Source organism: Pedobacter punctiformis (assembly GCF_027213715.1).
GTDB lineage: Bacteria > Bacteroidota > Bacteroidia > Sphingobacteriales > Sphingobacteriaceae > Pedobacter > Pedobacter punctiformis.
This window is the reverse complement of the sequence record NZ_JAPWGM010000002.1, coordinates 689859-704193: the sequence shown is the minus strand read 5'-3', so window position 1 is coordinate 704193 and position 14335 is coordinate 689859. Positions and strand designations below refer to the sequence as shown.

Below are 14335 nucleotides of genomic sequence, written 5' to 3'. Positions count from 1 at the left end.
AGAATAAAAATGGTCTTGAGGTTTGTTTTTTCAATCTTTTGGTACGAATCGTAATTCAATTCTAACGAATTGTAAATGCTTTGCACCTTGAAAATATCCATTTATATTTTTGATTAGTCTGTCATTTTTAGTCAAAACAGGATGGTGAAATTAAAAATACTCAGATTGAAGAAGAGGAGAAGATGGAGATACAGGTACAACGAATTGGCCCCATAAACATAAATTACAAATATGAGCATAATGAAATATTTGCTTTCCTTTCTATTTTTTTTGTTTATTCATCAGGCAAATGCCCAACAAATAGCTTTTGAAAAAGAATTCAAAAGCTATGCGGTTAATCCGCAATCTTCACCTTATAAGAATATTTTTGATAAATATAGTCTGGTCGATAGCACTTACCATTACGCTAACAAAAAGTATGATGATGCGACATTAAATCCAAATTGTTATGTAAAAGTTGGCGATAGTATCAGAGATGGTATTATCTATAAACGCAGTATTTTTTTAATCGATTTAAAGATAGATATCCGCTGTTACACTAAAACACCTGCTTTTAGCTGGATTAAAGACGGAATGCTGAAGAATAGTATTTATCAGGAAGCAATTATCTTTTTAATGGCCGGTAAAAAGATTAGTGCTGAAAATCTTTTCGAAAGTGCTAAAATTGATATGCGCAATAAGCGGTATGATGATGCTTGTACCAAGTTTTTAATTTTAACCAGCATCGATAAAAGTTATTTGGACGTAGCTTTAAATAACATTGGCTTATGTTTATATGATCAGAAACAATATCGGGCTGCGGGTTTTTATCTGCAAAAAGCCATTGAGTTGTTTCCAAATCAGTATTTAGCTTATTTAAATATGGGCACAGTAGCAAAAATGATAAAAGATGATGCCGGGCTAAGTAATGAAGCCTATTATTTTAAAAAAGCTTATGAGCTGGCACCGGCAAATGATAAAACCATTTATAATTATGCCACCATATTAATGTATGATTATAACTTTAATTTTGATAAAGCGGAAACACTTTTAAAAACCAGTATTAAACTTGCACCACAGCAACCGCTTTACCAAACTACGCTTGCCCGTTTATATGTAAAACAGGCACAAAATACAGGTTTAAAAGAGAATGATTTATATCAAAAAGCAATTGAAACGGCAAATAAGGCTATAAATATCAACAATAAATACAGTGATGCCTATCTGGTAAAGGCCAGAGCATTTTATATGCTTTATCAATCGGAATTAAACTCACAGAAAAGAATAAATATGGACAGCGTTTGCACTGCTATAAATCTATATTATAAAAGTGGTGGTACGGATAAAGATGGGCAAACTTACAGCAACCTTTGTGTAAATTATGGCAATGCCAATTTAACGCAGGTAAAAAACATAAATGAACTTATCCCGGTTGGGTGGAAATTACAGCTAAAAACCGAAGATGATTTTAATCAAGATGGCTTAACGGATGTAGCCATGTTGGTATTTGAAAACAATCCTCAAAAAATTAAAAGTATTATACGGTACGATACACCACAACAATTACCTGGCACAAGAAATTACAATAAGGGTATTTTTTACATTTTACTTGGTACTAAAGACAAAAAATACGGTGTAGCTGTAATTGATGAAAAACTGACTGAAACTGCGACAGGCTATTACGATAACGTTTATACTTTAAGCAGTTTAAATGGTGTACTGAAGCTAAAACGTATTTGTAATGATGTAATTTCAATAGATGTAATGCGGTATCAGCAAAATAATTTTTACATTATCGGACAAGATTATTCCAGTATGAAACAAAAAGGCAGCGTTCGGAGGGGCAAGCCCCTTGCTGAAGATTGTCAGGAAACATTTTCGCTGAATTACAATACTAAACAACTATCCATTACCAAAACAATTAAAAAAACAGGGAAAAAGGAAAGTCAAATAATAAATAATCTAATTGTAGAACCTGTTATAATTACTGAAAGAAAGCCGCTTTACGGTGTAATTGATTTCGACAAATACGGTTTTTAAAAAATGAAAGGTGCCATTCTGTATTTTAGCATAAGGCTAACCATTTTGGCTTTTGCAATAACCATTTTTTATAACTGCGCAGTATATTTATTGCCAAATCACATTGCCAGGGACCAATTTTCTTTTGTTGGAGAACTCGATATTTTCATTATACTAACCATGATGTTTGCGGTGATTTATAGTGCTTTTATTTATTGGGAATGCATTCAGTTTACCAGGAAACATTGGTTTGGGCATAGAAATGGTGCATTGGTTTTGCTTATAATCAACGCCATCATTGCGATAGCATCATTCTTGATATCCTTAAAAGTGTGATAGTCGTTTTTATGTTTTTATTGACACAATTACTACGAATTGTAAGTGAAACCCAACGAATTGTAAATGGAATTGGTTAATTCTTTAAAAGCCGCCTATTTGTACAAAAATTGAATTAATTAATTATGAAAAATATATGCCTGGCTTTTATTGCTATGGTTTTAATGGCTTGCCATACTAAAACAAAAACCACAAAACAATCAATTGTTGATGATAAGCAAAGCCTGACAGATACAGCAAAATATGTTGTTGAACCTGTTTACAAAGAACCTGTCAGTCCAATTGATACCGTTGCTAATAGTACCAAACCACTTGAAAATGAGGAAGCAAGCACAGGTTGCAAAGACAGTATTGCTTTCGATCAATATCCAGCAGTTGTATCTCAAAATTTTACAAAAGCACCTTTAGATTGGGAAAGTAATCCAAGCGCAAGGTATTTTAGAACCCGGATTATTGATGCTTATAAATCAAATACTATAGATTTTGCAGGACATTATATCGGTGTAATATTTGGTTGCGGTGCAGATTGCATAGCAGGTTTTATGATTGATGTTAGAGATGGGAAAATTTATGACGCACCCTTAGGCGAAGAAAACTCTTGCTTTTTCTCTGATGATAAAGCGATTTGCGAATCCAGTAGCTTGCTGTTTATTTCTGCAGTGTGCAGGGAAAATATAGATGATAAAAAAGCCTACTACCTGGCTTATTTATGGAATGAGGAAAGTAAGAAATTTGAGCGTATAAAATCAGAAGAATTTTTGAAGAAAAAATAGTCGTCCGGATTTTGATGTTAGACGCTTCATGTTTTATAAGGGTTGAACTTAAAAAATGATTTAAGTATGAAAAACAAGAAAAATCAGCTTATTGCTTATTTTTTTCTAACGGCATTAATTGTGCTTAACAGCTGTTTATATATGGGTTATAAAATAAGTTTTGCCGGTTATTGGAGTGATAGAATTTTATTTTTGACATGGCTTTTGGCAACGCTCCTCCTGGTTATTAATTTCTGGAAAAAACTATGGACAAAAATATACTTTTGGTTACTTGTAGCTGGTTTTGTACTCACTGTATTACCAATGGGATTGCCTTTTTTCGCCATTCTATTATCAACCACAGGAAGTGGAAGACTGAAGCATTTCGACCTTAAAAATAATTACCGTCTACAAGTGGTTAACTATGGCGTTTTGGGCAGACCAAGATTACAACTTGTTGCGGATGGGATATTGTTTGATAAAATTAAATTAGAAACAAGTGATGAAATTGAGTTAAATGATAGCACATGGTTTGATATCAGAAAAGCAGAAAGCGCCAAACTGATAAAAGAAACAGATACCAATATTACTGTAAAATATTTCTTTGAAAAGGATAGTGTTCAGGCGGTACATCAACTAAAAATTGAGTAGGATATTATGGATTATTTAAAATAAAATCATCTGTAAATAAATTGTAAACTGAATGAAAAAACTAAAGCTACCAAATTATTAAACACCTTATAAAATTGGTAGAACAATAATTTGAATATGCAGAATCCTGATAAGATACAAGGTGCCACTGAACATTTCTTCAGGTACTTTAATACGCCCTGAAAAGGCATAAAAAACAACAATAAAAATGAAAAAACTACTCATTTTGTTTTCACTTTTTTTAATGCTGACCAATTATAAGTCGCAAGCCAGTGAATGTTACCATTATCATACTTTAAAACGCCTCAATCTGGTATATTCGGCAGATAAAAATTATCTCCAGCTTACCATAAAAGATCCTGATAATATCATTTATGTATCGCAGCAACGTTATCCCATTAAGAACTTAAATACACCTGTAACAGTGGTTTGCGAAGATGAGCAAAGTATAGTAGTTAAAGACAGCCAGTTTTACTATTTAGTTGCGAAAGAAATACCTTACGAACAACCAGTAACAGCTAAACAATTATTTGCAGTGAGTTCTGTCGTTATGGTCAAAAATTGTCGGCTAATACGCTCCGCTGGTAAATGGCATTATATTATACCTAATAATTATGCAAAACGGGGTTTTGAAGAAGTATTGTTAGACAAACTGCCAGCGAATTTCGAAATTTTATACGCTTTTAATCGGGATAGCGGTGCCAATTACCTTATTAAAAGCAGTAAACAGGTAGCTGCGGTAAACATTAGCATCGAATATCAGCATAATACTTACAGTTATAGCCCAATAGCAAAACTGAACCCGCTTACAACGGTTTTTACGGCTGCAGATAGTGATGTAGACAATAATTTTTTACGTGATGACCGGCATTTTTATCTTATCAATTATGATCTGAACATAACGGATGTAACCAGTCAGTTTGTTGCAGAAAAAAAGACAGGATTCAATAAAATGCGCATTAGCCTGAACAGTTTTCATGAGCCTGTTTTTAGTGATGGAAGTCATACTTTATGGATTTATTTTAAAGATGGGATTAGTTTAACGGATGGAACTGATCCCAATTTTTATCCGATTGAAGGCAAGTTTCTAAATGCAGACAGTACAATTATAATACATAAAGGTAAATATTACAGCAATGGATGGGCCGCTGGATATGAGGTAGAAAATCTTGATTTAAGTTTGGTAAAAGACAAAGCCAGTTTGGCTATATTGAGTGATGGTTCATTTGCAGATCAATACCAGAATTATCGGATTGAAAATTATCGCTTATTGCCTGATAGTATATTGTCTACCCAAAAGGGGATGCAAAAGTTATTGCCAATTGGATCGTATGGAGCCTATACACCGGCTCTACTCATAACTCCTGATTTTATTATTAGGGAAGAAAGTAAGGATAGCATCAGTCATAAATCAGGGATCAAGCCATTGGTAAAAGCTTATGCATTTGATGATAAATTGCTGATAGAAAATAAGCTGATAAAAAATCCGGGAAACCGGGAGAAAATGGTTTTTGTGGGGGCTATAGCTAATGTACTTGTGCCTTGTGATGGGGGCAGGGGCCAGCATCCGGTTGTGGTGAAGTACGATTACTTTTTTAAGGACGACAATGCGATTTATGCCTACCAGAGCGGGCAAAACAATTTAGAGATTTTAAAAGATATCAATCCGTCAACGGTGAGCATCGACAATTTCGAAGACATAAAAAAACTAGCAAACATCATTGCAAAGAAATAAAAAATCAGTGTTTTTCTTTTAAAGGTATTAAAATGAATGTGTTAAAAATATTTTATGTACTATTAATTGTTTTTTTTGTTACCGGATTGCTATTGTTTCTGGTTTTTGTTTTGCCAGAATACATGGCCTGTAATAAAACAATGTACGAAGGAGAAAAAGGAATAACCTTTTTTGGTGATGAAATAGATTGTGGTTGCGAAAATCAAGCTTTTGGCGAAGCCCTTACTCAATTGTTCGCGACTATATTAATTTCTTTATCGCTGATTATAATAACCCTGAAACTCATCATGAACAAGCTTAAAAATAAATTAATCTCTAAAAATGTTTTATAAAACATGTTCAACAAGTTTATTCCTGCTGTATCCATTCAAATTTTCCTTTATTTAAATAAATTACACCGCCACCACAAGCTTCCGCCTGATGAATAAAGATTCCATCATGTGGTAATTTTATCTTGTCCTTTTCATTAACATCTTCCTTTGTTATAATTTCGCCTTTGTCGTTTACATTATTCCAGTATATTTCGCCTTTTGGCACTTTTTCAAAAACACCAACCCATTCCAGGTCATCAAATCCTTGCCCCAGTATATCCTTACCTATGCCTAAATAAACGACCTTATTATTACCGAATATTATTTTTAAGCCATATTTTTTGTTCATTGTATTTTGAACAATTTTTACAGTATCAGCCAGTTGATCGTCATCTAAATTGCAAATTATAAAATTCGGGTTGTGCTTTTTAGAAACCACAATGGTATCATTCTTTACAGAATTTATTTTAGGCAAATCGTTTTTTTGTTGATTATTTTGAGGCAGCTCAATCTTATTTCTGCTTTTAACTTTAATGTCTTTTTTATTTTGGCAAGCAGAGAATGTCAATGTTAAGATTGTTAAAATGTATAAAGCTGTGATTAGATGAAATACTTTCATAATATTATGGACTTGCTTCACTTTACAAATTTAGATTTAATAATTAATCCATTATTCTACGAATCGTAACTCAAATCGAGCGAATTGTAAATGAATAACAGAGAAAAGATATTCATCACTACTTTTAAGAAATAACTTTCAGAGATTATTAACGATAGAAAATTTTAAAAATACATTGCAATGAAAATCAATATTATTATTTTGTTTTTAATGATAAGTTCACTCGCAGGCTATGCACAAAATGTTATAAAACTTGCTGAGGGCGATTTTTATAAACTGTCATCTACCGCACTTGGTAAGGCTATCGTTTTTACAAAAAGGAATGTACAACTTAGAAAGGTGGGTACTTTCAAAGTCACAACAAAGGATAGGGAAATCCAATTTTCTTTAAACAAAAATTTCTACGTGGATGGAGTATATTCTTCAATTGATAAAAACAAAAATTATTCTAATGAAAAATACATCAATGGAAGTTTGATTTCTTCAGTATATGGTTATGCTGATACTAAAATTACTAAAAAAATTGAGGTAAAAAAAGATAAAAATAACTACCTGATTACTGAAACTGAGATCTATCAAAGAGGTCTTGAAAATGATAGTACAATTAAAAAATATATAAATGAAAAACCTTTACTAAAGGAAAAGTATAGCAATGGGAAATTAATGATCCAAAATAACAGAGAAAAAGGTACAATCGTTATATATGACAGGTATGGAAATTTACAAGAAAAACATTACGATAATATAGAAGAAAAATACGATAGCGACGGTAAGATTTATTTTAAAAAGGTTTATTTAAAGGATAAAGTAGAGGAATATCAGTCTGGTAAGCTCAGTAAAGTTCTGGAATTCAGGGAGGATAAGAATCAAAACGCTGAAATAGTAATAATCAGTACCTATGATGTAAATGGAAATAAAACAAGTGTTAAAGAAACCATACCCTGGGCAGAACCCGCCCCGGACTACCTGATTTTTGACTTAGAAAAAGATGAACTCGCATCTTATAAAACAATTGCCGTATTAAAATGAAACAAATTAAGCTGATAATAACAATTACCGGAAGTATATTAGGTATTTTAATACTATCTGTTTTGTTTACCAATTGCAATACTCATAAACAAACCAAAGGGATAAATTTTAAAGAAATCGCTTTTGAATATGAAAATCAAAACAAATGGGTTTCAACTGTAACAGAAGCAAAACAGTTATTATTATTGGATAGCCTGTCTGTTACAACAGAACAGCTAGATAGTATGTATAATAAAAAAGCACAGTACATTTTTGTGATTGGAGGAGGTTGTTTTAGTGCAAAGCCTGGGGAAATGGAAGCAAAAATTCAAAACGATACACTAGAAATTATATGGAACGAACCATCAGGAATGTGCCCTGAAACAGGTAAAATGGCCCCAGCCAACATGTGTTTGGAAATAGAAAAGGAAAAATACCCCAGGTATAAAGATTTCAAAATAAAAAAAAGCGTAAAGTAACCATCTGTTTTAAGAAAAGGCAGACCAAGAATCTAAATTAGTATGAAGAGGATAATTGTTGTGCCTTTTATTTTAATTACCCTGCAAATTATTAGCATAGTACATTTGCTTTATACTTACCAGTATGGAGATAGTCATATTCCTGCCGCTTTTATTGAACTGAACATTTTATCATTAACCAGTTTTTTGATGTCGATAATAGCCTATTTTTCTTATTTGAAAACCGGAAGAAAAGTAAAAGTTTGGTTAGTTGTTATTGCTTTATCGCTTCTTGTAATTATTGCATTAATTATTGTTTATGCAATCATGTTGACTAATAAATATCAATAAAAAATAGGTTTGTAACAGAATTATGAAGACGAGATATACCCTGATCGTAGTTGTTTCCCTGAGCTTACAAAGTTGTACAGTTTCTAATGATCGTATTGCAGATCATTTCTGGAAATGTGGTAAGGCCTGTGGATTACAGGATGTATTGAGTTTTGAACCACACAGCAAAAATACCCGTTTATCGGGCGATACTATTTATAATTCATGGCGTCCAATTGCAAAAATTGTAAAGCGGGACTACCGATTGATGGCAAAGAACAGGCTCTATATTGTGATGCTTAAAGCAAAAATAACAGATACCTGTATATACTATGAGCAATAAAATTATATAATAAACCTGATAAATAAACCAACTAATGATCCGTTAAAAATGAACAATTACAGATCTTTTCTTGTTCTTATGATGTTATTATTTTGGTTTGCACCTTTCAAATCCTTTGCCGGCGGACTTTCTGCCTGGCAGGAGGAAACTCCTTATGGGCATGAAATAGAACATGATGGAACTGAAGGTGGGTGGATCAGGATGCAATTGGATAGCACTTCTATAACTTTTCAAAATTTTTACTTTTACAAACACTATACGGTAGCATACAGCGATGCTGAGTTTTATATTGTTAATGAAAAAACAGCTGTGGTACAGCGATTTGTAAATAAACAACAATGGGAATCCGCCCTTAACAAACAAGATCTGGAACCTTTCTGGAAAAGAGAATATAACGACAATTATGGTGTTGACAAAGCATGGGCGCCACTATTATTGATATTTCTTCCATTTCCGTTTTTACTGCCAGTGCTTTGGCTGATTTGTGTAATAAGTTTATTTTTTACTACCCGAAGGTTTTATGGCTTTCGTAAACACTTTTTGTGGATTTACCCGGTATTATATATTTTAGTTTTAAGCGCTAATGCTATTCCTCAAAGTTTTTAAAATGCATTAACTTCAAATAATAAAGTGATTATAAGAAAGAATGTTAAATTTTGTATGAATAATGTTTAAAAGAAATAAGTTTAAGCAGGTTAACGGAAACTTAATACTTTATCCTGACTATGGAAATATAAAGGGATTTACAATTATTGGTGTTTTATGTTTGCTGTTTTGTTATGCGCTTTATAACACCAATGCAAAATATAATAATATTGGTACAATCAATTTGTATTACATCTTTGCAGGAACGATTTTATTTTTACTGATTGGTATGGCTACTGCTTACAAAAAAGTAATTATCAATAGCACTAAGCAAAAAATTGAAGTTTCATTTTTTGGATTTATAATAAAAGAAATCCCATTTAACAAGATTTTAAGTGTTGAAGAGCGTTCCGGTTCATTAATACCTGCATTTTATATTATTTTAAAAACAAATCACATAGGTAGCAGCATTAGAGTTAGTCCAACTTATAGTGAAAAACAATTTTACGAGAAAGCTGCTTTCTACAATCAAATTTTGCCACTTATCAGAGAATTACTGGCAACTTATAGTAGTATTGATGAACCTGGTATTAAGTTACCAGTAACATTTCGCTATTTTAAAAAAACGGCTCCTCATATTTATCGGTACCGGTCCGTTTCAAAACTTATATTTTCCATTTGCAATTTGATTTTTTCTCTTGGCTGCCTGGCGTTTGCTGTTTTGGTATTTGTTATGATGCAGACATGGACTTTAATATTCGTAGGAATCCTTTTTCTTGTAGCAGGGTTGTTTTTATTGTTTTTTGCTTATGCCAATTCTGCTGTATTATATGTTAATACCCAATCTAGGTTATTGGCTCAAAAAAGATTCGGAACAGTTCAGGAATTTCCGTTTTCTGCAATAGAAAAAATAATAGTACGTGACACCCAGTTAAATGGAATCTCAATATATACCAGTTTAATTATAAGCACAAAAGAAGACGAACAAACTATAGATAAAAGTTTTAGTACACAACAGTTATCGAATGTAGATAATGAATTGCGGGCCTTATTAATTATGGAGAATTAGATCTGAAATGGATGATTAACTACGAATTGTAATTCAACCCTAACGAATTGTAAACGGTTTTGAATGAAATGGCTGAAACTTGTTCATTTGGGGGTCTTTTAATCCGAATTATTATGAAGCTAGATTTTACAAAAATTTTTCCTGCACTTATAGTACTGGGCATATTCCTGTACTTTGCCAACATGGTGTACAATTTCGATAACCTTAGTGGAAGACAGTTTGCACTGGCGATTATTGTTGCAGGAACAATGGTGAGTATTTTTGGTAAGGTAGCAGGCGCCATTATTACTGCTTTATTAGGTATTGCAGGCTTCATTTTTGTTCTTCGGGATAAAGGTGACAATAACAAAGAAAAAACTATTCCTACAAAACGTTTATAAAAATACAAAATAACAACTATTATGTCTTTACCACTTATTATTACCATTGCAGTAATTGCCATTATAGCTTATGGCGGATTCATTTATTTTATGATGAAAAAACGCAGGGAAGCGTTGCAAAAGTACGATAATCCGGAAGCCTATAAACAAGTTCCACAGATTATGGAAAATTTCCTTTCTTCCCGGTTTTCGGCCCTTACCAAACAATTACAAGGAGCACCTGTAGATGCTTTTACGCAATGTGCTTACATCACAAGTCTTTCAGAAAAAGCGACATCCGCAGCCATTACTACTGCAAAAACTGTTGCATGGGCAGCTGTAGGCGTTAAAGCACGTTACAACGAAGCTGACAATGCTTCTTATCTTGTACTGAGCGGTGATGAACTGCATTATATCTTCTTTGAAGAAAACGAAATTAAGGAACATCTTATTCTTGACCGAAGCCGTTTGTCAAATGCTGTTATAGGTAACATTAGCAACACTGAAAAGGTAGCCCGTATGGGTTCTGTTATGGGCAGGCAAAGTCATAAGATAACCATCGATATAGACGGTAAAAAGATAGACCTTATCTATTATGATGCCATAGAACGTTATCCTGATTCGGTATTAGCCTTTGAACGCAATGGCTTTGATACAATTGCACAGTTCAAACTTATGGGGAAATATTTCAAGGAAAAATTTTATTCGAAATATCCAAATTTGAGTAATTAAAGAGCGGCTTATCAGAATTGATTAATAACCTAATCAGTATGATTAGTAGCAAACCATAATCTATCATTTATAAAAATAATAATAACAATGACACCAAATAACGAAAAAAAGAAACTAACGTGGAAATCACTGTTACCAATCCTGCTTGTTTTTGTATTGATGGGCGGGTACGGTTATTATGACTTGGTATTGAAACCTAAGATAACGGGTTCTACTTTGATTGATAATCCAACTGCGCAGGCCATTAACGTAACAATCGATGACAAAAGCTACACCGTACCTGCTAATAGTTATGAAAAAATATCTATAACGAAGGGCATTCACCACATCACTTGTAAAGAACACAATATACATAACCAGGAGTTTAATATTGAAGACATAGAATATGGTGTTATTAATCCAACAAAATCTAAATACGTTATTTATAATATTGTTTATACGGAGAAAGATTTGAGCGACCAGTTTAAGCCTTACCAGATTGAGGGTAGGGAAATATACTCTCTGTTGGGTGAGCCTGAGGTAACCTCGACTTTGTTTATACCCGATCTCACAATGGGTAAGGGCAATATTGATGATAAGGAACCAGCTTTTAAGGATTACAATCGCATTAGTCAGGATTATGCTTTCCAGTCTAAAATATTTCGCTTAAAAGACTTCTTCGAGTTTTATGATAAGGAAAATAATAAGTAGTTAGCACGATTTAAATAAGTATGCGTAATGTGGGAGGAAATAACCTTATTTTATGACGAAAATAAAAGAGTTTTCCGGCAATGAAAAAACGACTTATTAAAATACTGGCTACCATAATTGGCTTATATATTGTATTGTGTGGACTGCTATACTTTTTTCAAGAAAAACTTATCTTCTTTCCGCAAAAATTACACAAAGATTATAAGTTTGAATTCGCCCAAAATTTTGAAGAAATTAATGTGAAAACGACGGATGGAGAACTTATAAATGGATTGTTATTCAAGAGCGAAAACTCAAAAGGACTGATATTCTATTTGCATGGAAATGCAGGATCTTTAAGTTCATGGGGCGAGGTTGCAAAAACTTATACTGACTTAAATTATGATGTTTTCATATTTGATTATAAGGGTTATGGAAAGAGCGAGGGTAATATAACTGGACAAAACCAGTTTTTTAAGGATAACCAGATTGTTTATAATCTGTTAAAGAAAAGATATAGTGAAGATAAAATTATTGTTTTGGGTTATTCAATTGGGACAGGACTTGCTGCAAAACTTGCCTCGACAAACAAACCAAAGCTTTTGCTTTTACAAGCGCCCTATTATAATTTAACGGATATGATGAAACAACGGTTTTCATTTATTCCGACCTTTATTCTAAAATATAAATTAGAGACAAATGAATATCTGAAAAATTGCAAAATGCCGGTTGTGATTTTTCATGGAAACCGGGACGAAGTAATTTATTATGGTTCTTCATTAAAATTGAAAGATGAATTTAAGCCTCAGGATACACTAATAACGCTTAACGGGCAGGGACACAATGAAATAACAGATAATGAAGATTATAAATCAGCATTGAAAAATATATTAATGAAATAAATTTAATATATAATGTTAGCCTAACAGTATTAAGAGTTAGCCTTTTGATACAGTATGATCAATGCCTAAAATCGTTAGTTACAGCTCTAATCCGCAAATTATGAAAACGATATTTTTTGTTGCAATTCTTTCAACCACAACGATGTTTTCTGCACAAAGTCAGATCATAAATAAATCGTTTATTGCGCAAATCGGAACAGTTTGTGAGGAAACTTCTGAGCCAAATCCTTGTGCCGGTTACAATATCTATTTACTATTAAATTTTGAGAAAGAATATGTGACCATTATAGAAAAGAATATTAGAACCTGTAAAACCGAGGATACAAAATTTCATTTAAAAACTAAATGGATTTTAAATAAAAACCGGGAAGTGATATTCCCGGATAGGGATAAGCTGAAAAACACTTTTGTTGAGAATTTATCCTTAAAAGTAATAAATAATACTTTGATAGGGTATAAACCGGATTGGAAAAAAAAAATACAGGAGTATAAATTTGAAATAAATCGTGCAAAATAAAGAACTGTAATGTATCAATTGTAAATGTTTTATTGTAGTTAAATTGTATTAAATTACTTGTAAAGTTTACGATAAATAAAAATTAACTAAAAAGGAATATGGAGGTGTTTAAATATTTAAAACCAGCCAGCAGATTTATGCGCCTTTTAATGCTTTTTCCTTTATTATCCTGTTCGCAAACAGTGGTTTATAAAAGTAATGACGAGCTTACGGTAAGTAAGTTTAAACTGAATTTTGCAGACTCGACTTATACTTATGATGAAGAATACATTTTAAAACCTGGTGACGATGTTGGTTATCACTATGAATCTAACGGGACCTTTAAAAAAGATAATGATACCTTAACCTTTATTTCTAATATGCCCGGAAATGACTTTTTGCCCGAACATATGCATGAATTAACTCTAGATGAAATAACAAAGAACAAGTTCTCTTATATTTACCCTGTGATAGAAAGTGTGGAAGCTGGTTATGTTAAAATTTACTTCGATAATATAGCAGAGATTGATGGTTACGAGGCATATGCCTTGATTGATAATAAGCTACAACCCCTCAAAATTAAAAGCAGACTGAAACTGACGGGCGAGAAAAGTATTCAAACGAAAAATAACCAAATCCCTTTATTTCATTATTTACTAATTGAAAGGCCCCTCAGCAAAAAGTTACTAATTATAAGTTCAAAAGATAATATTACCAGTGAAAGTTATCTGTTTGATTTTGATAAAATTCCATATAATTCATTTCATTTTTTTACAAGAGTTTACAACAACTATTATGACTTTACGGGTGTGAAATTTAAAATAACCCCAGAGGGCATACAAATGATTGAACAAAAGAATGATTTGAGGTATCGTTCTAATTCGGTCATCAAAAATGAATTTATTAAAGAAAAATAATGAATTACCCTGCAGTACATTAGTTTATAAATTAAAAATCAGATCCATAGATGACTATATTTGCT

At 32.4% G+C, this 14335-nt stretch carries 19 protein-coding genes; 18 read left to right on the top strand and 1 reads right to left on the bottom strand.

Annotated features, from left to right (window positions below; genetic code table 11):
* Positions 1 to 231: 231 nt before the first annotated feature.
* The 6 genes from O0955_RS08970 to O0955_RS08945 all read left to right on the top strand — a co-directional run bounded on the left by O0955_RS08970 (position 232) and on the right by O0955_RS08945 (position 5804).
* Positions 232 to 2019 carry a tetratricopeptide repeat protein gene (locus O0955_RS08970; RefSeq protein ID WP_269427204.1) on the top strand — a complete coding sequence of 596 codons (1788 nt, stop codon included), beginning with the start codon at positions 232 to 234 and terminating at the stop codon, positions 2017 to 2019.
* A 3-nt stretch (positions 2020 to 2022) separates the two neighbouring features.
* Positions 2023 to 2334, top strand: coding sequence for a hypothetical protein (locus tag O0955_RS08965; RefSeq protein ID WP_269427203.1), 312 nt, complete (start codon positions 2023 to 2025; stop codon positions 2332 to 2334).
* A gap of 125 nt (positions 2335 to 2459) precedes the next feature.
* A complete protein-coding gene (locus tag O0955_RS08960) occupies positions 2460 to 3107 on the top strand; it encodes a hypothetical protein (protein ID WP_269427202.1) in 648 nt (215 codons plus the stop codon).
* Between the two features lie 66 nt (positions 3108 to 3173).
* Complete coding sequence (locus tag O0955_RS08955; protein ID WP_269427201.1) at positions 3174 to 3737, top strand: hypothetical protein; 564 nt, start codon at positions 3174 to 3176, stop codon at positions 3735 to 3737.
* Positions 3738 to 3945: 208 nt separating this feature from the next.
* On the top strand, positions 3946 to 5472 hold the full coding sequence (locus tag O0955_RS08950; RefSeq protein WP_269427200.1) for a hypothetical protein: 1527 nt from the start codon (positions 3946 to 3948) through the stop codon (positions 5470 to 5472).
* A 32-nt stretch (positions 5473 to 5504) separates the two neighbouring features.
* Positions 5505 to 5804 (top strand): hypothetical protein, encoded by a 300-nt coding sequence (locus O0955_RS08945; protein ID WP_269427199.1) that lies wholly within the window; start codon positions 5505 to 5507, stop codon positions 5802 to 5804.
* Between the two features lie 16 nt (positions 5805 to 5820).
* On the opposite strand, the gene O0955_RS08940 is transcribed toward O0955_RS08945, so the two are convergent.
* On the bottom strand, positions 5821 to 6402 hold the full coding sequence (locus O0955_RS08940; RefSeq protein WP_269427198.1) for a hypothetical protein: 582 nt from the start codon (positions 6400 to 6402) through the stop codon (positions 5821 to 5823).
* A gap of 180 nt (positions 6403 to 6582) precedes the next feature.
* Here O0955_RS08940 and O0955_RS08935 point away from each other — a divergent pair, with 180 nt between their 5' ends.
* The 12 genes from O0955_RS08935 to O0955_RS08880 all read left to right on the top strand — a co-directional run bounded on the left by O0955_RS08935 (position 6583) and on the right by O0955_RS08880 (position 14270).
* Positions 6583 to 7431 carry a hypothetical protein gene (locus O0955_RS08935; RefSeq protein WP_269427197.1) on the top strand — a complete coding sequence of 283 codons (849 nt, stop codon included), beginning with the start codon at positions 6583 to 6585 and terminating at the stop codon, positions 7429 to 7431.
* The gene (locus O0955_RS08930; RefSeq protein ID WP_269427196.1) at positions 7428 to 7889 is read left to right on the top strand and encodes a hypothetical protein; all 462 of its coding nucleotides are present in this window, start codon (positions 7428 to 7430) and stop codon (positions 7887 to 7889) included. The genes O0955_RS08935 and O0955_RS08930 overlap by 4 nt, the downstream gene beginning before the upstream one ends.
* A 42-nt stretch (positions 7890 to 7931) precedes the next feature.
* A complete protein-coding gene (locus tag O0955_RS08925) occupies positions 7932 to 8219 on the top strand; it encodes a hypothetical protein (RefSeq protein WP_269427195.1) in 288 nt (95 codons plus the stop codon).
* Between the two features lie 22 nt (positions 8220 to 8241).
* The gene (locus O0955_RS08920; protein ID WP_269427194.1) at positions 8242 to 8541 is read left to right on the top strand and encodes a hypothetical protein; all 300 of its coding nucleotides are present in this window, start codon (positions 8242 to 8244) and stop codon (positions 8539 to 8541) included.
* Between the two features lie 78 nt (positions 8542 to 8619).
* Positions 8620 to 9147, top strand: coding sequence for a hypothetical protein (locus O0955_RS08915; RefSeq protein WP_269427193.1), 528 nt, complete (start codon positions 8620 to 8622; stop codon positions 9145 to 9147).
* A gap of 61 nt (positions 9148 to 9208) precedes the next feature.
* Entirely contained in the window at positions 9209 to 10195 is a 987-nt protein-coding gene (locus O0955_RS08910; protein ID WP_269427192.1) for a hypothetical protein, read from the top strand.
* Positions 10196 to 10308: 113 nt separating this feature from the next.
* Complete coding sequence (locus O0955_RS08905) at positions 10309 to 10575, top strand: hypothetical protein (RefSeq protein ID WP_269427191.1); 267 nt, start codon at positions 10309 to 10311, stop codon at positions 10573 to 10575.
* Positions 10576 to 10596: 21 nt separating this feature from the next.
* Complete coding sequence (locus O0955_RS08900) at positions 10597 to 11286, top strand: hypothetical protein (protein WP_269427190.1); 690 nt, start codon at positions 10597 to 10599, stop codon at positions 11284 to 11286.
* Positions 11287 to 11373: 87 nt separating this feature from the next.
* Positions 11374 to 11976: a hypothetical protein gene (locus O0955_RS08895; RefSeq protein WP_269427189.1), complete on the top strand. Its 603-nt coding sequence runs from the start codon at positions 11374 to 11376 to the stop codon at positions 11974 to 11976.
* Between the two features lie 80 nt (positions 11977 to 12056).
* Positions 12057 to 12857 (top strand): alpha/beta hydrolase, encoded by an 801-nt coding sequence (locus O0955_RS08890; protein WP_269427188.1) that lies wholly within the window; start codon positions 12057 to 12059, stop codon positions 12855 to 12857.
* A 100-nt stretch (positions 12858 to 12957) separates the two neighbouring features.
* Positions 12958 to 13374 carry a hypothetical protein gene (locus O0955_RS08885; protein ID WP_269427187.1) on the top strand — a complete coding sequence of 139 codons (417 nt, stop codon included), beginning with the start codon at positions 12958 to 12960 and terminating at the stop codon, positions 13372 to 13374.
* Between the two features lie 98 nt (positions 13375 to 13472).
* Positions 13473 to 14270, top strand: a complete 798-nt coding sequence (locus O0955_RS08880) for a hypothetical protein (RefSeq protein ID WP_269427186.1) — start codon at positions 13473 to 13475, stop codon at positions 14268 to 14270.
* Positions 14271 to 14335 lie beyond the last annotated feature (65 nt).